Annotated in this window: 20 protein-coding genes; 15 read left to right on the top strand and 5 right to left on the bottom strand. The window is 69.2% G+C overall.

What is annotated here, in order from left to right; translation table 11 throughout:
- Positions 1–9 precede the first annotated feature (9 nt).
- Complete coding sequence (locus ACYVKI_RS15155) at positions 10–624, top strand: TetR/AcrR family transcriptional regulator (RefSeq protein WP_460691199.1); 615 nt, start codon at positions 10–12, stop codon at positions 622–624.
- Positions 625–750: 126 nt separating this feature from the next.
- On the opposite strand, the gene ACYVKI_RS15150 is transcribed toward ACYVKI_RS15155, so the two are convergent.
- On the bottom strand, positions 751–2,724 hold the full coding sequence (locus ACYVKI_RS15150; RefSeq protein ID WP_460691198.1) for a primary-amine oxidase: 1,974 nt from the start codon (positions 2,722–2,724) through the stop codon (positions 751–753).
- Between the two features lie 218 nt (positions 2,725–2,942).
- Between ACYVKI_RS15150 and ACYVKI_RS15145 the strand changes: the two genes are divergently transcribed.
- Positions 2,943–3,359, top strand: coding sequence for a hypothetical protein (locus tag ACYVKI_RS15145; RefSeq protein WP_460691197.1), 417 nt, complete (start codon positions 2,943–2,945; stop codon positions 3,357–3,359).
- 12 nt (positions 3,360–3,371) lie between these two features.
- On the opposite strand, the gene ACYVKI_RS15140 is transcribed toward ACYVKI_RS15145, so the two are convergent.
- A complete protein-coding gene (locus ACYVKI_RS15140) occupies positions 3,372–4,766 on the bottom strand; it encodes a glycosyltransferase family 87 protein (protein ID WP_460691196.1) in 1,395 nt (464 codons plus the stop codon).
- 175 nt (positions 4,767–4,941) lie between these two features.
- Between ACYVKI_RS15140 and ACYVKI_RS15135 the strand changes: the two genes are divergently transcribed.
- The 6 genes from ACYVKI_RS15135 to ACYVKI_RS15110 all read left to right on the top strand — a co-directional run bounded on the left by ACYVKI_RS15135 (position 4,942) and on the right by ACYVKI_RS15110 (position 11,881).
- On the top strand, positions 4,942–6,027 hold the full coding sequence (locus ACYVKI_RS15135) for an inositol-3-phosphate synthase (protein ID WP_460691195.1): 1,086 nt from the start codon (positions 4,942–4,944) through the stop codon (positions 6,025–6,027).
- A 67-nt stretch (positions 6,028–6,094) separates the two neighbouring features.
- Complete coding sequence (locus ACYVKI_RS15130) at positions 6,095–7,399, top strand: DUF418 domain-containing protein (protein ID WP_460691194.1); 1,305 nt, start codon at positions 6,095–6,097, stop codon at positions 7,397–7,399.
- A 160-nt stretch (positions 7,400–7,559) separates the two neighbouring features.
- Complete coding sequence (locus ACYVKI_RS15125; RefSeq protein ID WP_460691193.1) at positions 7,560–8,552, top strand: ABC transporter ATP-binding protein; 993 nt, start codon at positions 7,560–7,562, stop codon at positions 8,550–8,552.
- Position 8,553: 1 nt separating this feature from the next.
- Complete coding sequence (locus ACYVKI_RS15120) at positions 8,554–9,501, top strand: ABC transporter permease subunit (RefSeq protein ID WP_460691192.1); 948 nt, start codon at positions 8,554–8,556, stop codon at positions 9,499–9,501.
- A 23-nt stretch (positions 9,502–9,524) separates the two neighbouring features.
- Positions 9,525–10,940, top strand: coding sequence for a sensor histidine kinase (locus ACYVKI_RS15115; RefSeq protein WP_460691191.1), 1,416 nt, complete (start codon positions 9,525–9,527; stop codon positions 10,938–10,940).
- Positions 10,937–11,881 (top strand): response regulator, encoded by a 945-nt coding sequence (locus tag ACYVKI_RS15110; RefSeq protein ID WP_460691190.1) that lies wholly within the window; start codon positions 10,937–10,939, stop codon positions 11,879–11,881. Before ACYVKI_RS15115 ends, ACYVKI_RS15110 begins: the two co-directional genes overlap by 4 nt.
- A gap of 51 nt (positions 11,882–11,932) precedes the next feature.
- On the opposite strand, the gene ACYVKI_RS15105 is transcribed toward ACYVKI_RS15110, so the two are convergent.
- Complete coding sequence (locus tag ACYVKI_RS15105) at positions 11,933–13,186, bottom strand: metal-dependent hydrolase family protein (protein WP_460691189.1); 1,254 nt, start codon at positions 13,184–13,186, stop codon at positions 11,933–11,935.
- 2 nt (positions 13,187–13,188) lie between these two features.
- Positions 13,189–14,643, bottom strand: coding sequence for a sodium:solute symporter family protein (locus tag ACYVKI_RS15100; protein WP_460691188.1), 1,455 nt, complete (start codon positions 14,641–14,643; stop codon positions 13,189–13,191).
- A 124-nt stretch (positions 14,644–14,767) separates the two neighbouring features.
- Between ACYVKI_RS15100 and ACYVKI_RS15095 the strand changes: the two genes are divergently transcribed.
- From ACYVKI_RS15095 to ACYVKI_RS15070, 6 genes are all read left to right on the top strand, one after another.
- Entirely contained in the window at positions 14,768–16,114 is a 1,347-nt protein-coding gene (locus tag ACYVKI_RS15095; RefSeq protein WP_460691187.1) for a M18 family aminopeptidase, read from the top strand.
- A gap of 215 nt (positions 16,115–16,329) precedes the next feature.
- Complete coding sequence (gene rpsF, locus ACYVKI_RS15090) at positions 16,330–16,629, top strand: 30S ribosomal protein S6 (RefSeq protein ID WP_460691186.1); 300 nt, start codon at positions 16,330–16,332, stop codon at positions 16,627–16,629.
- A 60-nt stretch (positions 16,630–16,689) separates the two neighbouring features.
- On the top strand, positions 16,690–17,286 hold the full coding sequence (locus ACYVKI_RS15085) for a single-stranded DNA-binding protein (RefSeq protein WP_460691185.1): 597 nt from the start codon (positions 16,690–16,692) through the stop codon (positions 17,284–17,286).
- Between the two features lie 78 nt (positions 17,287–17,364).
- Positions 17,365–17,604, top strand: coding sequence for a 30S ribosomal protein S18 (gene rpsR / locus ACYVKI_RS15080; protein ID WP_070159044.1), 240 nt, complete (start codon positions 17,365–17,367; stop codon positions 17,602–17,604).
- A gap of 33 nt (positions 17,605–17,637) precedes the next feature.
- Positions 17,638–18,090, top strand: coding sequence for a 50S ribosomal protein L9 (rplI, locus tag ACYVKI_RS15075; RefSeq protein WP_460691184.1), 453 nt, complete (start codon positions 17,638–17,640; stop codon positions 18,088–18,090).
- 1,223 nt (positions 18,091–19,313) lie between these two features.
- On the top strand, positions 19,314–20,447 hold the full coding sequence (locus tag ACYVKI_RS15070) for an LLM class flavin-dependent oxidoreductase (RefSeq protein WP_460691183.1): 1,134 nt from the start codon (positions 19,314–19,316) through the stop codon (positions 20,445–20,447).
- A 115-nt stretch (positions 20,448–20,562) separates the two neighbouring features.
- On the opposite strand, the gene ACYVKI_RS15065 is transcribed toward ACYVKI_RS15070, so the two are convergent.
- Positions 20,563–21,948: a peptide synthetase gene (locus ACYVKI_RS15065; RefSeq protein ID WP_460691182.1), complete on the bottom strand. Its 1,386-nt coding sequence runs from the start codon at positions 21,946–21,948 to the stop codon at positions 20,563–20,565.
- Positions 21,949–22,063: 115 nt separating this feature from the next.
- Between ACYVKI_RS15065 and ACYVKI_RS15060 the strand changes: the two genes are divergently transcribed.
- Positions 22,064–22,945 (top strand): alpha/beta fold hydrolase, encoded by an 882-nt coding sequence (locus tag ACYVKI_RS15060; RefSeq protein ID WP_460691181.1) that lies wholly within the window; start codon positions 22,064–22,066, stop codon positions 22,943–22,945.
- The last annotated feature ends 74 nt before the right edge of the window (positions 22,946–23,019 follow it).

Below are 23,019 nucleotides of genomic sequence, written 5' to 3'. Positions count from 1 at the left end.
ATGGAGCGCATGCCCAAGAAGGTCGATCGACGGCAGCGTCGACGGGAGATCGCCGAGACGTACGTGAGGATCGTCGCGCGCGACGGCATCGAAGCAGCCTCGACACGGGCGCTCGTCCAGGAGTTGGGGACCTCGACCGGATCGCTCTGGTACTGGTTCGACTCCTTCGACGAAGTGCTCTCGGAGTCCTTCCAGCTGACCTTCGCCCGCACCAACGAACGTATCGCAGACCGTGTGGCCGGGCGGAGTGGGCTGGCGGCTCTGGTGGCGATGCTCCGGGAGATCGCGCCGCTGGACCCGGTGGCGACGTCGGAGGCGCTCGTCGTCGTGAGTTTCTGGGGCCGGGTGGTCACCAATCGTGCGATGGCCCGGCACCAGATCGCGGTGGTCTACGAGTGGGGGCGTCAGTTTCGCCTGCGCCTGGAGGAGGCCAGGGAGCTCGGTGAGATCGTGCCGGAGGCCCCGGTGGAGACGCTCGCGGAGACGCTCCTGGTGCTCACCGATGGTCTCCAGATCGAGTCCGCCCTCGGGGCTCCCCTGGCGGAGCGGGAGAGGCAGTGGCGCCTGCTGCGCGGGACACTCTCATCCTGGGTGACGCCTCATGGGCAGGAGCTGATCCCCTGACCATGTGATTACGGTGCCGATCGCCCGGTGATGAGGCTGTGGGCGAGGGCGCGACCAGCACTGAGGCCCCGCAGGCATCGCCGCGGGGCCTCAGTGCTGTACGGGCGGAGGCAAGCGTCGGGTGATTCAGTCGCAGCTGCAGTCGGAGGCGTCGTCAGATGCTGCGTCGGCCGGTGCTGACCAGTGCTTCGACGCTGGAGGCGGCACGTCCAGGGTGGGGTTGCGGTCGAAGAACCCGCTGGGCAGAAGCGTGAAGCCCGCATAGTCGACAGGCATGATGGGCCAGTCCTCGGGGCGCGGGTAGTGGGTCAGGCCGAAGCTGTGCCAGAGCACGATGTCCTCTCCCTCCACGGGCCGGTCCCCGGCGATGTATCGGGGCAGGCCGTCATCCCCAGGGTTGAGGTTGACGAGCCGTCCGGCCGGGTGGAGCTCGTCCTGAGCGTTCTGGGTGACCCAGAGGTGATGGGAGGCGAAGGCGGCCCGGCGCTGGACGGACGAGCCTTCGGCGGCGAGCAGGGGAGGAGCGTCGGTGGGGTGCAGCTCATAGGCCGTCGGCTGGCCCAGGCGATTGGTGCGCTCGGTGCTGGAGACCCGCCAGATGCGTCCCAGCGAGCCGTCCGCGTCGCGCACGGCCTGCTGCTCCGTGGTGAGTCGGGTGGTGGATCGCGAGAACACGTTCCCCCATTCGTTGCCCGGCCCCTGGGGGACGCGGGCCACGTCCAGCTCGTCCACTGCGTTGGCGGTGCCGTCGACGTCCATGTCCAGGCGGGCGCAGAACATGTGCTGGTGGATCGGAGCCCCCAGCCCCGGGGCAAGTTCGGTGACCTGGTCGGTGCCGCCGTCGGGGAGGCTGGCGGTGAACACGATGCCGGTCGCCTTGCACTCCAGTTCGATCTTGCCGTCCAGGTAGAGGTGCCAGTAGAAGCCGTAGTCGTAGTTGCCCACAGTGACGAAGAAGGAGATCACCAGGCGGCGCTGGCGTCGCACCTCGCTGGAGTTCGAGTAGTCGTCGGTGTGCTTCCAGAGGATCCCGTAGTCCTCCTCATGGATGCAGATGGCGTTCTTCAGGACCTTGGGGTGGCCGAAGTCATCGACGACCACGGCATCGGCGTAGGTGATCTCGCCCAGACAGTCGCAGCCCAGCTCCAGGGAGTTGGCGAGCCGACCGAACTGGTATTCGCCGACGTCGAAGTAGTTCTGCCAGGCGTGCACCGGGGAGGGGTCGGCATAGTTGACGACCATCTCGGCGATGGAGCCGCGGTGCATCACCGGACGGTCCTCTCCGCGGTCGGTGAAGGAGAGCTGGTGCAGGGTCAGGCCCTCCCGGCCGTTGAAGCCGACTCGGACCTTCCAGTTCTCCCAGCTCAGCAGGCCGTCCTCCAGCGTGAAGCTGACTCCCTCGGGCTGGGTGATGGAGATGGGCTTCAGCGAGGTCCGGTGCTCACCGCGTACAGCAGGATCCAGGTAGTCGCCGGACTCCTCCGGCACGTGGGTCACCTCGGTCTCGATCACTCGCAGCACCTGCTGGCTGGTGAGGTCGACATGGGCGACGACGCCGTCGATCGGGTGGGCCCAGATGGAGTCGGTGGGGTGGTCCTGGCGGAAGGCCAGGGCGCGGACCATCCGGCGGCCGATCTCGTCCTCGTAGTCGAAGACCCCGGCGGAGAGGCTGATGACCACCACCTGGGAGAGGTCGGTGATTCCGCGGCGCTCCAAGGCAGCGATCCATCGAGGGTCCTTCTCCAGCAGCGGGGCCGCGGCTCCGTAGTCGCCGTCGAAGACCGGGGCGGTGCCTTCAGCGGCGGGATCGACGAGGTGCTCGTGGACGATCGTTCCCGCGGTGATGTCGACGATGATGTCCCGCAGCGTCATGGTCTCCAGATCGGTGAGCAGCAGGCTCGCTTCCCGCGGCAGCGGATCCTCCGGGGTCCACGCAGACAGGTCTGCTTTGGTGGGCTCGCGGAGGGCCACGTAGGAGAACCGCGTGCTCTCCGTGACCAGGCCCTTCGTGCGGAGCAGCTCACGCAGCGCATCGATCTCGTCCACGGTGAGCGGAGCGAGCGGATGGGGGACTTCGCTCGTCGGGGTCTTGTGCGACATGACGTCTCCTTCGTATTCTTGAGCAATTGCTCAGAAAAAGTATGGCATACATCACGAGGGCGGGGAAGGGTGCGCTGATGGAGACCAGGCAGAGGGAGGCCGGACCGTGGCCCACGGCTGTCCGGGGCACGGCAGGGTGTCAGGTGCGGCGTCGTCGTCAGTCGGCGGGTGACGGGGAGACCCGCTGTGCGACCTTCGTACGGCGAGGAGCAGCCGTCATGGCACTCGTGTCAGCAGGGCTTCACCTGCTGATGATCGGTCACGGAGGGTTGCTCTGGTCCGCTGTGATGATGGCTATGGCGCTGGCCTGCGTGCCCTGTGCGGTGCACCTGTGGCGGCGCGAGGGGATCCTCTCCTGGCGGCTGATCGGACTGATGAACGGGTTCATGGTGCTTGTGCACCTGATCCTGCTCGGTGATCCCGCCGCAGCCGGAGCACTGCTCGACACGAGCCAGGTCGACGGTCACGCTGTCCACGGAGGGGCGCTGCATGGGGGGCAGGAACCATCACACCACGGCGGGAGCCATCCGACTCAGACGGTGTTCATCGCCGCGACGGTCGTTGCGCTCGTAGAGGTTCTCCTCGCGACATGGCGCGGATGGCTCCGGGGCCTGGTGCGCAGGATCCGGAGCTGAGGGCCGTGGTGCTCACCGTCGATCCAGCATCGGGGGGTCCCTCACCACGTCGCGCTCCGGCCGGTACATGTCCCGCACGACCACAGCCATGATCCATGCGGTGGCCGTCATATGCCCGAGCACCGCGAGCACGTAGACGGCATCGGCCATGGTGTGCTGCGGCGCGGCTTCCCCGACGTGACCGGCCAGGTACATCCATACCGCCCAGAAGTGCAGCACCTGGGCCGCCTGCCAGAGCAGCACGTCACGCCACCGGGGAGCGGCCAGAGCGATCAGCGGGACCAGCCAGATCATGAACTGCGGCGAGTAGACTTTGTTCACCAGCACGAAGCACGCCACGATCAGCAGCACCAGCTGGATCGCTCGGGGCGACGTCGGGGCTTTGAGTCCCAGGACCAGCACTCCGAAGCAGCAGGATACGAACAGCGTCAGGCTCAGCGCGGAGACCAGCTCCGGCGTCGGCCCAGTGCCGCCCTGGCCTTCCGCCAGCACCTGCCAGATATGCCAGATGGAGGAGTATCCGGCGCCGCGCTCGGCAGAGAACGCCCAGAACTGGGACCAGTTCTCCCAGCTGATGAGCATGGCCGGGAGGTTCAGCGTCACCCAGGCGACGACGGCGGCGCCCAGAGTGCGCCCGAACGCGTTCCAGGGGAGGTCGTCGCGGCGCACGGTGAGCACGAACACAGCCCCCAGCAGGAACAGCGGGAACAGCTTGAAGGAGACCCCGACGCCGATCAGCGTTCCTGCGGTCAGGTGCTGTCCGCGCTGGTGCGCCAGCAGTGCCAACACCAGGGCGGCCGTGGCCCAGAGGTCCCAATTGATGCCTGCTCCGAAGACGATCGCCGGGGAAGCGGCCACGATGGCGGCGTCCCAGGGGCGGTGCCCGGCGGCATGCATCACGGCCAGCACCAGCAGGAACCACGCCAGCAGTGCGCCCGCGAAGGTCACGTCCCAGTACAGCAGGGACAGTCGGTCCTCCCAATAGGCCAGCCCGGGTACGGTCGAATCGACGACACCGTCCACTCCGCGGGTCACCAGAGCCGCCAGAGAGGCCAGCAGAGACGTCAGCACCGGGTACTCGAACCACGCCCCGTCCACGAACGGCGCCCACGGGTCGGCGTCGAGCCCTCGTTGCACGTACAGCGCCGTGACGTCCGAGTAGCAGCCATGGTGGTAGAGCGAGACCCCGATCCAGCCCTCGGCGCGGCAGTGCTGCATGGACACCACCGACACGAGTGCAGCCACAGCGGTCATTGCCAGCAGCACCCGCGGGGTCGTCCAGAACCGCCGCGCCAGGGACGACCGCGCGCCGAGGGGGCCGCCCAGTCGGTCGGAGAACAGGCGCAGCAGCGGATCCGAGCGAGTCGGGACGACAGTGTCGGACCGGTCCGAGGGAGCTGGAGTCATCGACACCACTCTAAGTCTGCCGCCGCCCCGGTGAGCGTGCCGGTGGCGCAGTGTTGATGAGGAATAATGGCAGGTTGGTGAACGTCGACTGACGGGATCGGCCGACGGCGACACCGACGGAGCTGCTGTGTGATCCGCACCCGTCCCTGAGACCTGAGAACCAAGGAGTGAACACGTGGCCACCAACCCCATCCGCGTCGCCGTCGTCGGCGTCGGAAACTGCGCCGCCTCGCTGATCCAAGGCGTGGAGTACTACAAGGACGCTCCGGCCGACCAGCAGGTCCCCGGTCTCATGCATGTTCAGTTCGGCGATTATCACATCTCCGATGTGCAGTTCGTGGCGGCCTTCGACGTGGACGAGGCCAAAGTGGGTCTGGACCTCTCCAAGGCGATCGATGCGAGTGAGAACAACACGATCAGCATCGCCGACGTCCCCCCGACCGATGTGATCGTCCAACGTGGACCCACCCTCGACGGGCTCGGCCGCTACTACCGGGAGACCATCACTGAGTCCTCCGCGGAGCCGGTGGACGTCGTCGCGGCGCTGAAGGCCGCTGAGGTCGACGTCGTCGTCTGCTACCTGCCGGTGGGCTCGGAGGAGGCGGCCCGACACTACGCGCAGGCCGCGATCGACGCCGGTGCCGCCTTCGTCAACGCGCTGCCGGTGTTCATCGCCGGCACCGAGGAGTGGGCGCAGAAGTTCACCGAGGCCGGAGTGCCGATCGTCGGGGACGACATCAAGTCCCAGATCGGGGCGACGATCACTCACCGTGAGCTGGCCGCGCTCTTCGAGTCTCGCGGGGTCATCCTGGACCGCACCTACCAGCTCAACGTGGGTGGCAACATGGACTTCAAGAACATGCTGGAGCGGGACCGGCTGGAGTCGAAGAAGACTTCCAAGACCCAGGCGGTCACTTCCAACACCAGCGCAGACCTGCAGACCGAGGATGTGCACATCGGTCCCTCGGACTACGTCCAGTGGCTCGACGACCGCAAGTGGGCCTATGTACGTCTGGAGGGCCGCAATTTCGGTGACGCCCCGGTGGCGCTGGAGTACAAGCTGGAAGTCTGGGATTCTCCGAACTCCGCCGGAGTCATCATCGATGCGGTGCGGGCGGCCAAGATCGGCCTGGACCGCGGCATCGGCGGACCCCTGATCTCGGCGTCCAGCTACTTCATGAAGTCCCCACCCGAGCAGTTCCATGACAGCGTCGCCCGGGATCGCGTGGAGGCCTTCATCCGCGGAGAGGTGGAGCGCTGAGGGGTCAGCGGTCGGATCATCCTTCGGAGGGATGAATCCGGAGGGCAGGCTTCCTAGGCTGAGTGCCATGAGCGGACACCAGCAGGAGGGCACAGTGGGTGCGGAGCAGTCCGTCGATGACGGCGGCTCCAGCCTGCCCCGGCCGACCACCACCCAGGTCGCCCGGCCGCCCCGGCTCGTCGCGGTCGACGCGCTGCGGGCGGTGGCGCTGCTGGGCATCCTGGCGGTCAACATCTGGTTCTTCGCGGAGCCCGGGCAGCTGACCACCGGTGAGTTCCACCGGGAGATCCAGGGCCCCGGGGACCAGCTGGCGGCCTTCACCGCTACCCTGCTCTTCGAAGCGAAGTCCTACGTGGTCTTCTCCTTCCTCTTCGGGCTGTCCTTCGTGATGCAGTGGGCCTCCGCCCACCGGGCTGGGGTCTCCGAAGTGGGCCGCTCGGTGCGGCGCTTCATCGCCCTGGCTGTGCTGGGCATCCTGCACGGCATCCTCCTCTTCGTGGGCGACATCCTGCTGGCCTACGCGTTGCTGGGCTTCGCACTGCTGGGCATGCGGCGCATCCGCACCCGCACCGCGCTGATCCTCGCTGGCGCGCTCTACGGGGCGGTCGCCCTATTCCTGTTCGGCATCGCGGCGCTGGTGCTGCTCGCCGAAGGGACCCCCGGCTTCGACGAGGCCATGACGCTGCCCGGTGACGCCGACGCCGCCGTCGCGGCCTACACCGGGACCGTCGGCTCGTATCTGGGCTTCCAGCTGGAGGCCTACGCCACCATGGCGCCCATGATCATCGTCGGGCAGGGACTGATGGCCCTCGCCGCATTCCTCATCGGACTGGTGGTGGGGCGCTCGCAGCTGCTGGAGCGCATCATCGACCGGGGTGTGCCCACCGGCCGCCTGGTGGCGATCATGGTGCCGGCACTGGTGGTGGGACTGCTGATCTCCGGGATCGCCGCCTGGATCGACTGGGGCGCCCCCGGCTCCGTCCCCGCCGAAGAACCCGGCATGGGGGCGATGCTGTTGGCCCAGGCCCTCACCCTGGCCGGCGGACCGATCCAGTCCCTGGGCTACGTGATCCTCGCCCTGCTGGTCTTCCGCAGCCCGGCCTTCGGGTGGCTCACCGCCGCCCTGGCCCCGGCCGGACGCATGTCGCTGACCAACTACCTCGGCCAGTCCCTGGTGCTCGCCCTGGTGTTCTCCGCACTGGGCCTCGGCCTGGCCGGCGAGCTCACCGCGCGGCAGATCGGTGGGATCGTGATCGGGCTGTGGCTGCTGCAGCTGCTGCTCTCCCGGCTCTGGATGGCGGCCTTCCGCATCGGGCCGATCGAGGCCCCGCTGCGGGCGATCACCTACGGCCGGGCTCCCCGCTGGCGGTGAGGCGGGAATCCCCGGGTACGCAGGGGGCTCCGCCGGAAGGATGACCCGCCCGCCGTCGTCGCGGACCGGGGACGCAGAAGATCACCCCACAGGCTGAAGCCTGCCACCCCACCGGCCCGTAGCGTGAGAGACACCATCACCATCACCAGGGAGGGTCCCGATGATCACCGCCGAGGCGCTGACCAAGGTGTACCGGACAGGACGGTCCGGACCCCACCGGGCTGTGGACGGCATCAGCTTCACCGCCGAGCCCGGCCGGGTCACCGGATTCCTGGGCCCCAACGGTGCGGGCAAGACCACCACCATGCGCCTGGCCATGGGGCTGGACCGCCCCACCTCGGGCAGCATCACCGTCAACGGCCTCCCCGTCGGCCGGCATGCCGCCCCGCTGCGACAGGTCGGAGCCGTGCTCGACGCCGGTGCCACCCACCCCGGCCGCACCGGACGCCAGCACCTGCGGATCCTGGCCGGCACCCATGGCATCGGCCGACACCGGGTCGACGAGGTCATCGAGATGGCCGGGCTGTCCTCCGTGGCCGGACGCCGCATCAAGGGGTACTCCCTGGGGATGAATCAGCGGCTCGGCATCGCCGCCGGACTGCTGGGCGACCCCGCCACCCTGATCTTCGACGAACCGGTCAACGGCCTCGACCCCGAGGGCGTGCGCTGGGTGCGGCAGCTGACTCGCCAGCTGGCCGCCGAAGGACGCACCGTGCTGCTCTCCTCCCACCTGATGTCGGAGATGTCGCAGACCGCCGACCACCTGATCGTGCTCGGCCGCGGGAAGATCCTGGCTGACATGCCCCTGGCAGACTTCATCGACTCCATCGGCGAGACCCGCGTGCTGGTGCGCACCGAAGACGCCGCCGAGCTGATGAAGGCCCTCTCTGCGGCCGAGGTGACCGTCACCGGACGGGACGCCGAGACCTTCGAGGTCACCGGACTCGACACCCGCGCCATCGGCCGCCGAGCCCGCGACATCGGAGCGGTGCTGCATGAGCTCACCCCGCTGCGCAGCTCCCTGGAGGACTCCTACCTGCGGCTCACCCATGAGACCGTCGAGCATCGCAGCGGCGGGCTGGCCCCCTCACCTCCGGCACCCCCGACCGCGGAGCCTCTGCCGGCCGTGACCGCACCTCGAGGAGGACGCTGAGATGACACCCGAGACGCCCGCACCCTCCGCCGCCCAGGACTTCCAGGACGCCCAGCGCCCCCGGCTGAACACCTGCACCGCCACTGCCCCGCACGGTGCGCCCCGCGGATACGAGGTCGACCCCACGCTCCCCGGCCTGAGCTTCCTGCGGGTGCTGCGCGGTGAGCTGCAGAAGCTGATCTGGCTGCGGACCACCTGGTGGCTCGGTGCCAGCACGCTGGTGCTGGTGCTGCTCTTCGCCTGGATCTCCGCGATCAGTCTGAACAGCATGATCCGCTGGCAGCAGGAGGACCCCGCCGCCGGGCTGCCCGAATCGGCCATGCGTGACATGGTCCTGGAGACCCCGCTGGCCGGGCTGCACTTCGCGGTCATCCTGCTCGGCTGCATCGGGGTCATCGCGATCACCTCTGAGCACGCCACCGGCTCCCTGCGCTCCTCACTCTCTGCGGTGCCGCGCCGAACCCTGCTCTATGCGGCCAAGGGGCTCGCAGTCGCCATCGTGCTGGGCGCCCTGGCCGTGGTGATGATTGCCGGGATCCTCGCGATCGCGCTGCCCTTCGCCGCCGGGCAGGGCCTGGTCCCGGACTTCACCGCAGCAGAGACCTGGCATCGGCTGGTCACCCATGGGGCGGGAGTGGTCCTCGCCGGGCTCGTCGGCTTCGGACTCGGGGCGATCCTGCGCAGCACCGCCGGCGGGATCGTCACCCTGGCGATCCTGCTGTTCGTGATGCCCATGGCCCTGGAGATCGTGGCGTCCGTGACAGAAGGCTCCCAGCTGGTGATGACCCTGCACCGGTGGCAGTTCGCGCATCTGATGAGCAGCTTCACGGTCCCGGGTCCGGCATCGGTGGACGGGATCAGCTCCTTCGCCGCCGGGGTGGGGATGCTCGTCTGGACTGCCGCCGCCACTGTCGTCGGCGGGGTGCTGTTCCGTCGGCGGGACGCGTGAGCGCCGGGCAGTAGGCTCGTCCCATGAGCACGACGACGGCGGCGGAGACCTCCGACCAGCGGGCGGGCAGCCAGCAGCCGCCGGGCTGGCACGATCTGGGGATCGTCCGGCGTCGAGGTCTGCGCGGCTGGCTGCGGCGCCATCCGCGGACGATGAACGGCATCGTCGCGGCCATCTATCTGCTGTTCTGCGCCTGGACCCTGCCCAGTGCCTTCATCGACATGGGCTCCGCCGCCTGGTGGCTGGCCGGTGTCCAGGTCCTCATCGCCGCGGCCCTGCTCTTCCGGCACCGGTGGCCGTTGGGCACCACGGCTGCGGTGCTGTGCGCGGAGGCCGCCGGCGTCTTCATCTATCCCTGGCAGGGTTCGCAGATGCTGGGACTGTGCTTCGTGGTGTACTGCATCGGGCTGCACCGCGGGCTGGTGTGGGGGCTCGGGGTCGGGCTGCCCGCCACTGTGCTGGCCTATGTGCCGCTGCTGCGGGTGGACACGTGGCTTCAACGCCACGAGTTCATCTACTGGGCCGAGTTCTTCGACATGTACTCCTCCCCGCAGGAGTCCTTGGTGCCGCTGGTGATCATCATGGTGCTCTCGGTGGGCATCGCCGGCGGCATCGGCGCCGCAGTGCGTCGGGGCCGCAGCCATGAGCAGGAGGTCCTGGAGTGGGCCAGCCGCACCCATGAGCTGGCTCAGATGGCCGAGCGGAACCGGATCGCCCGGGAGATGCATGACGTCGTCGCCCACTCGCTGTCGGTGATGATCTCCCTGGCCGACGGCGCCCGGGTGGTGGTCCGTCGGGACCCCGAGCGGGCCGCCGAGGTGCTGGAGGAGGTCTCCGGCACCGGGCGGACCGCACTGGCGGACATGCGGCGGGTCATCGGCGTCCTGAAGCAGGGTGATGGGGTGGAGCAGGCGCTGCGGCCGGCCCGCGAGTCGCTGGAGGAGCTCTACGAGGGCTTCCGGCAGGCGGGGATGCCGCTGACGGTGGTCACCCAGGGCCCGGCGCTGCCCGATGACGCCGCCTTCGGGCTGACCGTGCATCGGATCATCCAGGAGTCGCTGACCAACGTGCTGCGCTACGGACGGCAGGTCACCGCCGTTGAGGTGCGGATCGAGCATCGGCCGGGCAGCTCCGAGGAGGAGGCTCAGGCCCTGCGGGCCGAGGGTCTGGAGGAGGATGACCAGGCCGCCCTCGGCATCACGCGCGCCGGGCAGGTGGTCGTGACGGTCACCGACGACGGCCTCCCCCGGGAGCCGGGAAGCCCCATGGAGTCCATGGGCTCCGGGCAGGGCATCCGCGGCATGAACGAACGGGCGGCCTTCTACCATGGCTCGGTCTACGCTGGACCGGGACGGCATCGTGGCTGGGTGGTGCGGGCGGTCCTGGAGCCGCCGGAGACCAGGACGTCGGCGGGACCGGAGGAGACGAGGGACGCATGATGAGGGAGAGCATGGAGGACGAGAGACCCAGCACTGACGCGCTCGAGCATTCGGAGCCCCAGGGGGCGGAGCGCCTCGGGCCCATCCGGGTGATGCTGGTGGACGACCAGCATCTGCTGCGCATGGGGTTCCGGCTGATCCTGGAGGGAGAGGACGATCTGCAGGTCGTCGCGGAGGCCGCCGACGGGGTCGAGGCGTTGGAGCTGATGGACACTCTGCCGCAGGACCAGCTGCCCCAAGTGGTGCTGATGGACGTGCGCATGCCGCGGATGGACGGCATCGAGGCCACTGGACGGATCGTCACGGAGCACCCCTGCGCCCGGGTCATCATCCTGACGACCTTCGACCTGGACGAATACGCCTTCTCCGGGCTGCAGGCGGGCGCGAGCGCCTTTCTGCTCAAGGACGTCGCCCCGGAGGACCTGGTGGGCGCGGTGCGGGTGGTGGCCGAGGGCGACGCCGTCGTCGCGCCGCGCATCACCCAGCGGCTGCTGGAGACCTACGTGCGCCCGCCCCAGGGGCGGGATGAGCGGCCCGGAGACCGAAGGGCCGGAGCCACATCGGCGGGCCAGGCGCGGTCGGCCGCACCGGGGAGGCCCGCCCGCACGGACCGGATGCCCCCGACCGGGGCAGGCCCGGCAGAGCAGGACTGGGCGTCGGGAGGTTCGGCGTCAGGAGGTTCGGCGTCGGGAGCGCTCCCGTCGGGGGAGCAGATCGCCGCGGCGTTGGACGACGGTGTGGTGCGTGAGCCGCTCACCCAGCGGGAGACCGAAGTCCTCTTCGCCGTCGCCGAGGGGCTCTCCAATGCAGAGATCGCCGGACGGTTCTTCCTCTCCGAGGCCACGGTGAAGACCCATGTGCGCCGCATTCTGACCAAGCTGCAGCTGCGCGACCGGGTCCAGGCGGTGGTCTACGTCCACCAGGCCGGGCTCGCGGGGTGAGTGGGTTCGCGCCGGGCAGATCACGGCGCGGCCCGTCTCGGCTCAGGCGATTCAGCTCAGTGACGAGTCCACTATCCGCCCTGCCTGGACCACCGCCCGCAGGTGCCGGGCCGGGTCGGCCAGGACTCCCGGGTCTTCCAGGGGATCTCCGTCCACCACCAGCAGGTCCGCCGCCGCACCCGGTGCGACGACGCCGAGCTGTCCCTCCATGCCCAGCAGCCGGGCGGCGGTGATGGTGGCGGAGCGCAGGACCTCGTGGGCGGGCATGATCTCGGAGCGGATGCGGAACTCCAGGCTCTGGTGCGGATGCATGGCACCCAGCAGGTCGGTGCCGAACACGATGTCCACCCCGCCCTGCCAGGCGCGGTCCAGGGCCCGGAGTCCGGCCTCGAGGACCACGTCCACCTTTTCCTGGCTCGCCGGGGGCAGACCGGCGGCCGCTCCCTCCGCCTTCAGCCGGTCATAGGTCACCAGGGTCGGCACCAGGAAGGCGTCATGCTCCCGGAACAGCGTCACGGACTCGTCGTCGATCAGGTTGCCGTGCTCGATGCTGCGCACTCCCAGCCGCAGCCCGCGATTCACTGCGCGGGCCGTGTAGGCGTGGCCGGCCACATAGCGGTTCGCCGCCTGCGCCTCGTCCACCACGGCACTGATTTCGGCGTCGCTGAACTGCAGGGAGTCCACGCGGTCCGTGGGGGAGGCGACCCCTCCGGAGAGCATGACCTTCACATGGTGGGCGCCGGTGCGCAGCTGGTGGCGGGCCGCGCGGCGGACCTCGGGTTCGCCGTCGCAGACCAGGCCGATGTCACAGCAGGTGTCATCGGTGGAGAACCGCGACGGCGCACGCCCGTCTCCGTGGCCCCCGGTGGGTGAGAGCGCCCGGCCGCCGAAGACCACCCGGGGTGCCTCCCAGAGTCCCTCGGCCACCGCGCGGCTGACCCCGTGATCGGCGCCGCCGACGTCGCGCACCGTGGTGAAGCCGCGTGTGAGCATGGCTCGCATGATCTGTGAGCCCTGGGCCGCCAGATAGAAGGGGGACTCCTCCGCCTGGCGGAACAGATCCGCAGAGCCGGCGAGCACGTGCACGTGGGCATCGATCAGCCCCGGGATCACCACACGGCCGCCGGCAGAGACCTCGCGAGCACCGGAGGGCACCGCGGGGGAGGAGCCGATCTCCTGGATGAGCCCGTCGGCGATCACCAGGGTCTGGGACTCCGTGCGGGTCCCATCGGCGACGTCGGCCACGGTCGCCTCACGGATGACCAGGGGTTCTGTTCCGGCGGGGGCTCCGGGCACCTCGGGCATGGTCAGCTCTCCTTCGTCGGGTCCACCTGCGGGTCGGTCTGCGGGTCGGTCATGTCCTCGGCGAGCTCGTCCGGCAGGGCCTCCGCGCGCGGAGTGGTCAGCAGGCTCACCGCCAGCAGGGCGACGACCGCCACCGGCAGCGAGATGATGACGGCGTTGAGCTCGCTGTCCACAGCCTGCTCCCAGACGATGGTGACGATGACTCCGAGGGCCATCGAGGTCAGCACCCCGGGGGTGGTGGCCCGCCGCCAGAAGAACGCGGCCATCAGCGGCGGCACCAGCGCGACTCCGTAGACGGTGTAGGAGTACATCTGCAGCTCCAGGACCGTGGGGAAGAAGGTGCCGAGCACATAGGCCAGGGCGGCGATCACCAGGATGGTGATCCTGTGGATGATGAGTCGTCCCCGATCGGAGAGCCCACCGCGGGTGAAGCGGGCGAAGCCGTCATAGACGATGTTGCTGCCCACCGAGAGCAGGAAGCTCGAGCCGGTGGTGATGATGAAGGCCAGGGCGCTGGCCAGGATCAGGCCGCCGAGCACGGTCGGCACCAGACCGGCCGAGGCGAGCCCGAGGACCGCGTCTCCCGGTTCCGCCTCGGGCATCAGGGTGATGGCCGCTGTGGCCAGCACGATGACCGGGAAGTAGATCAGGAATGAGGCGAAGAACATGCCGGCCATGGCGCGCCGAGCCGAGGCCGGGTCTCGCGAGGCGCCCAGCCGCTGGTACATGTTCTGGTCAGCGATGATCAGCAGGAAGGTCGGCAGGAAGTAGCCGAGCAGGGCCAGGGCGCCGAGGCCTCCGGAGAGGGTGGTGGCCTCCGTCGGCAGGTCCTCCCACCATCCGGTGAATCCGTCGGTGCGGCCCAGCACGATCGGCACGGCGATCAGCAGCCCGGTGACGATGATCCCCGCGGAGAAGAAGTCAGACCATGCCACCGATTTCAGGCCGCCGCCCAGGGCGAGGAACGTGATGATCAGAGTGGCGATGATCGCCCCCTGGCCGGGGGTCAGTCCGGTCACCAGGGAGATGATGTTGCCGCCGCCGGTGAACTGGTAGGCGACGATCCCCACATAGGCGAGGATCGTGATGGCGGCGGCCAGCATCCGCACGGAGATGCCGAACCGCATCTCCAGGATCTGCGGGACCGTGTAGGAGCCGGAGACGCGGATCCTGCGGGCCAGGACATAGAGGACCAGGATGCCCAGCGGGGTCCCGGCGAAGAAGATCAGGGAGGCCAGGGGCCCGTAGCTGTAGACGAAGCTGGCCCCGCCGATGATGGTCCCGGAGCCCACCCAGGTGGCCACCAAGGTGCCCACCATGACGATCGTCGGCAGCTGGCGTCCGGCGAAGATGAAGTCATCTCCGGTGGCGACCTTCTTGGTCCGGCTGAACCAGAGACCGGTGGCGACCAGGCCCACCAGGTACAGGATCAGGATCGTCACGTGCACCAGGTTCATCGTCGCTCCTCGGCTTTCTCGACGGCGGTGTCGATTCTCACGTGACGACTGTACGGGGGGATCATCCCGGATCGGCTGAGCGCCACCCGGGGCGAGCCAGTTGACCCGACAGTAGGATGACACCATGCCTGAGACCTCTGACACTTCCCAGTACACTGTGCTCACCGCGGACGCACTCATCGAGGACCTGGCCTCCTATGTGGGCTCCGCGCCGTCGTCCTATCACGCCGCCGCGGTGGCCGCCCGACGTCTTGCGGAAGCGGGTTTCACCCCATTGGGCGAGCATCAGGACTGGCCGGCCGCGCCAGGACGCTACGTGGTGGTCCGCGACGGCGCCATGTTGGCCTGGATCGTCCCGCAGGGCGCGACGGCGACCACCCCGCTGCGCATCCTCGGCGCCCACACCGACTCCCCGGGATTCAAGCTGAAGCCGAAGTCCACCGTGGTCAGCCACGGCTGGGTGCAGGCCGGTATGGAGGTCTACGGCGGCCCGCTGCTGAACTCCTGGCTGGACCGGGAGCTGCGGCTGGCGGGCCGGCTGGTCACTCGCGACGGCGCCACCCACCTGGCCGCCACCGGACCGGTGGCGCGCATCCCGCAGCTGGCCATCCACCTGGACCGTCAGGTCAACGACGGGCTCACACTGGGCAAGCAGGCCCACACCGCACCCATCCTGGGGCTGGCCGGGGCGCCGGAGGCCGCCGCGGAGGCGGATGTGCTCGCTGTGGTGGCCGAGGCGGCCGGGGTCGATCCGGAGCAGGTGGACGGCTATGACGTCGTCGTCGCCGACGCCCAGGCTCCGGCCCGATTCGGTGCCGGGCGCGACGGTGCCGGGGATTTCCTCGCCTCCGGCCGACTGGACAACCTCTCCTCCGTCCACGCGGGGCTCGTCGCGCTGGAGCAGGTCGCGGCCTCCGCTGACGGCGGCACGGTGATCCCCATGCTCGCCGCCTTCGATCATGAGGAGCTGGGGTCCGCCTCCCGGTCCGGCGCCGCGGGACCGTTCCTCGAGGAGGTCCTGGACCGGCTCTACGAAGGACTCGGGGCGACCGCGGGGCAGCGGGCCCGGGCGTTCGCCGCCTCCTGGCATCTGTCCTCGGACGCCGGACATGCCGTGCACCCCAACTATGCGGAGCGCCACGACCCGGCCAACCGCCCGCTGCCCAATGCCGGCCCGCTGCTGAAGATCAATGCCAACCAGCGCTACACCACCGATGCCCCGGGGGCGGCCATGTGGGCGCAGGTGTGCCGGGCCGCGGAGATCCCCAGCCAGGAGTTCGTCTCGAACAACGACATCCCCTGCGGTTCCACCATCGGGCCGATCACCGCCACCCGGCTGGGGATCCGCACCGTCGACGTCGGGATCCCGCTGCTGTCCATGCACTCGGCCCGGGAGATGTGCGGCGTCGACGACGTCGCCCACCTGCGGGACGCCGTCGCGGCGTTCTTCACCGCGGAGCTGACGGCGTGATCCTCGCCCGTCCTCCTGTCAGAGGAGCCGGTTAGTGTCGGAGACGCAAAGCCGGTAGCATAGTGCAGGTTGTCTGACGCTGGTTCAGTGTGCCCGCCCGCGGGTCGACGCCGGAAGCCTCCGGCCGTCCGAGCTGGCCTGCGCAGACACGCACGCAATGAACCTCCTGTTACGGAAAGCCCGTGACCGCAAGACCGAAGGAGGTGGGTTCACACATGCGTCACTACGAACTGATGGTGCTCGTCGACCCCGAGGTGGATGAGCGCACTGTGGAGCCGACACTCGGCAAGTACATGGAGATCGTCAAGAAGGACGGCGGCTCCGTCGAGGAGATCGACATCTGGGGCCGTCGTCGCCTGGCCTACGAGATCAAGAAGAAGACCGAGGCGATCTACGCCGTCGTGAACTTCCACTCCACCCCGGACTCGGCTGCCGAGCTCGACCGACTGCTGCGCCTGAACGAGACGATCATGCGCACCAAGATCATCCGTCCTGAGGACCAGCGCATCGCCTGATCCTCTGGTGGAGGGCCGCGAGGCCCGAACCTGTCAGGCATGAACCCATAGGAGCTGTATATGGCCGGCGAGACCATCATCACCGTTGTCGGGAACCTGACCGCTGACCCGGAGCTGCGCTTCACCCCCTCGGGTGCGGCCGTGGCCAACTTCAGCATCGCCTCCACGCCGCGGTTCTTCGACCGTCAGGCGAACGAGTGGAAGGACGGGGAGACCCTCTTCGTCCGCTGCTCGCTCTGGCGTGAGGCGGCGGAGAACGCGGCGGAGTCGCTCACCAAGGGCACCCGCGTGGTCGCTCAGGGTCGACTGAAGGCCCGCACCTTCGAGACCAAGGAGGGTGAGCGTCGCACCTCCTGGGAGCTCGACGTCGACGAGATCGGCCCCTCACTGCGCTTCGCCACGGCGAGCGTGCAGCGTCAGGGCCGCGGCGGCGGAGGCGGCGGCTTCAACGGCGGCGGAGGCGGCTTCGGCGGCGGTGCTGCCGCTGGCGGCGGCTTCGGCGGAGGGGGAGACTCCTTCGGCGGTGGCGGCGGCCAGCAGAGCTCCGGCGGCTGGGGCGGCGACTCTGCCGGATCCGGCGGCCCCTCCGACCCGTGGGGCGGACAGCCCTCCGGCGGCGGTTGGGACACCCCTGACACCAACGAGCCTCCCTTCTGAGGAAGGCTCCGCACAACATTCTGTTCACCATCCCGCAGGAAGCAACTGCGGGCTCCGATCTAGAGAAGGAGCACCACGATGGCAAAGGCTGAACTCAAGAAGCCCAAGCCCAAGGCGAACCCGCTGAAGGCTGCTGACATCAAGGTCATCGACTACAAGGACACCGCTCTGCTGCGGAAGTTCATCTCCGACCGAGGCAAGATCCGTGCTCGCCGCGTGACCGGCGTGTCCGTCCAGGAGCAGCGCAAGATCGCCCAGGCGATCAAGAATGCTCGTGAGATGGCTCTGCTGCCGTACTCCGGCGCGGGTCGCGGCTGATCCAGGCTGTCTGGGAAGGAAAGGAACTCATCTATGGCAAAGCTCATCCTGACTCAGGAAGTGTCCGATCTGGGTGCCGCGGGCGACATCGTCGAGGTCAAGGACGGCTACGCACGCAACTACCTGCTTCCGCGCGGCTACGCCCTGGCGTGGACCAAGGGTGGCGAGAAGGACGTGGAGCGCATCCGCGCAGCCCGCAGGGCTCGTGAGATCGCGACCGTCGAGGAGGCACAGACCATCGCCGAGACGTTGCAGTCGCAGCCGGTGAAGGTCACGGTGAAGACCGGCGACTCCGGTCGCCTGTTCGGCACCGTCGGCCCCGCGCAGATCGCCGAGGCTGTCGAGGCCGCAGGTCTGGGCTCCATCGACAAGCGCACCGTCGAGATCCCCGAGCGGATCAAGGCTGTGGGCAGCTACACCGCCACGGTGAAGCTGCACGCCGAAGTCACCGCCGTGCTCGACCTGCAGGTCGTCGGCGGGAAGTGACCCGCGGGGTGCGCATCGGGCCTCGCTGAGGCTCCGGACACGGACGTCGCATCGCCACAGGGCCCCGGGAGGAGATCCTCCTGGGGCCCTGTCGTGTGTCAGGGGGTGTCCGGGCACGGGTGGGGAGCCGCACGGTGCGCGCTCACGTGCCTCCAGGGGTCACTCTCCGTCGTATCGCGGAGCGCTGACGCGCGTCACCACGGGTGGGATGCACAGGAGCGTGACCCCTGGACGTTGGAGCAGGCGCGATGAGGGGGCGCAGGGTGAAAGCACAGTGCATGTCGAATGCGGGTCACCCGGCGTGGAGTGTCCTCAGGGGGCTGATCGGATCGCCGGGGAGCGGCAGAATCACGACGACCATGCAGGACACCTGAGAGGCCGTGCCACCGCCCACGGCGGAGCGTCCAGCGCCCTCGATGGCCCCAGGGTCGTGATTCCCTTCCCTGTGCCGGTCTCCCGGCGACCCGATGCAGTTCTCGCCCGATCCCCGGACGGGCGCCGTCGACAGACGGCCACCGTCGCACACTCGCACGATGACGTTGTTGCCGTCATCTCCAGACCCACCCAGGGTGGATGCGATGCTGACACGTCGGGCTGCGGTGAACTCGAGCCGGCCGCGAAGCTCCGCTCGGCCCGATGCTCGAATCCGATCAGTCTGGCAGGTCAGCGAGTGGACGGATGCGCGCAGGCGGAGCCAGCCAATACCCGTCCTACGAGTGGGGGACGCCTCACACCATATGGTGACTTCCGGCCAGTAGCAATACCCCCAGCCAGCCAGGGTGTGGATAACATGTGGACTGTGCGGCGTGTCCTGTGTACTAGGTGGGGGAAACATTGTGGATAATCATCCACAGCATCATCAGATATCTTGCTGACCTGCGATGATGTAGCGACACACCTGTGAATTCAACTTTTTTTCGGGGCCCTGACTCTGGCTGATCCGCGGTTTGCCGGGGGCTCCATCAAGGGTGTATAGAGCGCGTCACCCCCAGTTATCCACAGTGCCTCCACAGCGTGATCGCGTCCGACTCGGGGTGCTCGACGAACCCGCAGGTCAGGTGGTGGGCGCCGGACGAGGCGCACGCCCTCGTCCCGGAGGTGGTGAGGGAATAGGGCGGCGTGCCCCGGGGTTGGATCGGAGGCGTATACTTCAATTTTGAAATACGGGGTGGAAGTGCCCGTCCACCCCAGGGCTCGGTGCCCCCAGACTCCAAGGAGCGGACATGCAGTTCGGCATCTTCAGCATCGGCGACGTCACCCCCGATCCCACCACCGGTCGGACCCCCACCGAACATGAGCGGATCAGGGCCACTGTGGAGATCGCCAGGAAGGCCGAAGAGGTCGGTCTCGACGTCTTCGCCATCGGCCAGCACCACAATCCGCCCTTCGTCGCGCCGGCGAACCCGCCCATCTTCATGGCGCATGTGGCCGCCCAGACCGAGCGCATCCTGCTCTCCACCGCCACCACGCTGATCACCACCACCGACCCGGTGCGGATCGCCGAGGACTACGCCTACGTCCAGCACCTGGCCGAGGGACGGATCGACTTGACCCTGGGGCGTGGCAACACCGGCCCGGTCTACCCCTGGTTCGGCAAGGACATCCGTGCCGGGATTCCGCTGGCCGTGGAGAACTACGCGCTGCTCCACCGTCTCTGGCGAGAGACCGACGTCGACTGGCAGGGCCGCTACCGCACGCCGCTGCAGAACTTCACCGCCACACCGCGTCCGCTGGACGATGTGCCGCCGTTCGTCTGGCACGGCTCCATCCGCAGCCCAGAGATCGCCGAGCAGGCCGCCTATTACGGCGACGGCTTCTTCCACAACAACATCTTCTGGAACAAGGAACACACCGGCCGGATGGTGGACCTCTACCGGGAGCGGTACGAGCGCTACGGTCACGGCCCCGCTGAGCAGGCCATCGTGGGTCTGGGCGGCCAGGTGTTCATGCGCCGGAACTCTCAGGACGCGGTGCGGGAGTTCCGGCCCTACTTCGACCGCGCCCCGGTCTACGGAGGCGGCCCGTCGCTGGAGGAGTTCACCGAGATGACCCCGCTGACCGTGGGCACTCCCGAGCAGGTCATCGAGAAGACGCTGAGCTTCCGGGAGTACGCCGGCGACTACCAGCGCCAGCTGTTCCTCCTCGACCACGCCGGACTGCCGTTGGAGACCGTGTTGGAGCAGGTCGAGCTCCTCGGCGAGGAGGTCGTGCCGGTGCTGCGCCGTGAGGTGGCGGCCCGGACTCCCCAGGACACTCCCGAGCCGCCCACACATGCCTCCCTGGTTCGGCGTGGGGAGGAAGGGCGCGACCCCATCCCGGGTGGGACGACGGACGACCCTGAGAACTCCGGCAGCTGAGGGAGCGGTGCGCCCGGTGATCATCTCGCCCCGTCAAGATGTCCGATCCCCACGCATATTGGTGGGGCTCAGGAATCTTGACGGGGTGAGATGGACCAGATGAGGCGGGAGCACCTCAGGCCGTCTCCCGCAGTCGGGTCTCGAGCGCGTCCAGCCAGGCCGGCATGGTCACCCGGGCCTGGGGAGTGTCGGGGTAACGGCACCGCAGGTGCAGCCCGGTCTCATTGATCACGAACCAGATCATCACCCCGTCGGTGCTGATCACCGCGCTCACGTGCTGCGGACGCAGAGCCTCGCCGACGGCGATCGGCAGCCGGCGGTGGTCCAGCCACGACATGGCGAACATGCCCGGCTCGGCGGGCATGCCGCCGTAGGGCCGCATGATGGGGGTCAGCGGGTGACTGCCCAGCCCGATGGCCTCCTTCACGGCCCGGTGGCTGGCCTCCAGGGAGGGGTCGTCGTTCTCCAGCACCGCATTGGTGATGAACCAGCCCACCGAGTCGAACCAGCGCCGCTCATCCCGGGAGTGCACCGGGAACACGGTGCGCAGCGGCTGGTCGCCCAGCTCGGCGAACAGCGCGGTCATCACCGAGACCGCCACGGAGATCAGCCGCACCCCGTGAGCGCCGGCGTGGGCCTCCAGGCGGGCCAGCTGGGCGGGGTCCAGGACGTCGCGGACCTCCACCACTTCGGGCCGGGGGAGGGACAGGTCGCCCAGCGGCAGGGGGAAGCGGGGCATGACGCCGCCGCCGGCGTCGAGGATCTGCCGCCACCGGTCCACCACCGGCTCCGGGGCCGCGGGCCGGGCCTCCAGGGCTGCGGTGTGGGCGGCGAAAGGCTCCGCCGTCGGCAGCGCAGCCCCGGGAGGTCGACCCGCACGCAGGTCCTCCAGGCAGGCGGTGATGTCCCGGATGATGATCAGCAGGGACCAGGCGTCCACATGGGAGTGGTCGGCGCCGATGACCACCTGAGGCGGGGAGCCGTCCGTCGGCTCGACCAGGCACAGTCGGTGCGACGGCGCGGCGAAGGGGTCGCAGACGGCGTCGAAGTGGGCGCGCAGCGCCTGGCGGACCTCCTCGGCGGTGAGCACGCCGTCGTCAGGGGCGGTCGAGGCGGTGGGGGCGACGGCGGTGCTCCCGGCGCGCAGGCTGATCCCGGCGCCAGGGCGTGCGTGGGCCGGGGGCAGCTGCTCCCAGCCGCCGGGGCCGATGTGCACCGGGTCCAGCTGCAGCTCGGCGTCCGCCCAGCTGAACGTGGTGCGCAGGGTGCCATGACGTTCGATGACGGTATGCCAGGCCGCCGCCACCTCGTCCCGGCCGGCGGAGTGCTCCAGGGTGAAGGCCGCCGCCATCCAGGAGCCGGGCCGGGATCCGAAGCTGACATGGCGGTTCTGGTCGAAGGAGACCGGCAGGGGTGCGCCCTCGGCGGCGGAGACCGCCACCGAGTAGCTGGAGAGCCTCCCCGGATGGGTCTCCATCCGGGTGACGTTGGTCAGCCGCATAGGCGTAGTCTAGAGGGACATCCCTCCGCCCGGGACCTTTCGCCCGGGACCTTTGGACGGGGACCGTGGGGAGACGCGTGCCGGCAGGCGACGACAGCGAGGTGAGGCAGGAGCAGTGGGCATATTCCGGATCGACGGTGCGTCGCTCAGCTACGATCTCAGCGCCCCCGAGCCCGGAGACGCGGGGACCTTCGTCCAGCTCCACGGCCTGACCTCCTGCGGATCGCGCGAGCAGCGGGCCGGCCTCGATATGGCCGGCCTCCTGCCGGGCGTGCGCGTGCTGCGCTACGACGCCCGGGGCCACGGCTCCTCCACCGGCCGCGACCACGCGGAGGACTACCGGTGGCCGCGTCTGGCCGAGGATCTGCTGGCCCTGCTGGACGCCCTGGCGCCTGGTGAGAAGGTCCATGCCGCCGGTCCCTCGATGGGGGCGGCCACGCTGCTCCACGCCGCGCTGGCCGAGCCGGACCGTTTCGCAACTCTGACGCTGCTGGTCCCGCCCACCGCCTGGCAGACCCGCGCTGCCCAGGTGGAGAACTACCGGCGCTCCGCCCAGCTGGTGGAGGACCACGGGATCGGCGCCTTCGTGCGCATCGGCGCCCAGGTGCTGCCCCCACCGGCTGTGGCGGACCGGCCCCGCGAACGGGTGCCCGCCGTCAGTCAGGAGCTGCTGCCCGCGATCCTGCGTGGCGCGGCGCTCACGGACCTTCCGGCGGGCGATCAGATCGCCCGGCTGCAGGTGCCCACCCAGATCCTCGCCTGGGAGGACGACCCCTCCCATCCGGTCTCCACCGCAGAGGAGCTGCACCGACTCATCGACGGCTCCACCCTGGGCGTCGCCGCCACCCCGGAGGATCTCGCCACGTGGCCGGAGCGCACGGCCGCCCATGTGGAGGCTCATCGGGCCCGTTCGGCCTGCGGTCTTTGGGGCCGTGAGCAGGGGCGGCCAGAACGGTCAGCTCGGGGTGAGAAGATGGTCTCTGCCGATCCCCGCTGAGCCCGCTTCGCCTCGATCGCGACACCCCCGGGCCCCTGCGCGGGGCCGATGACACCCTGTCCTCAGCACGATCA

This window comes from Nesterenkonia suensis, from assembly GCF_054782935.1.
This window is presented reverse-complemented; position numbering and strand designations above follow the sequence as displayed.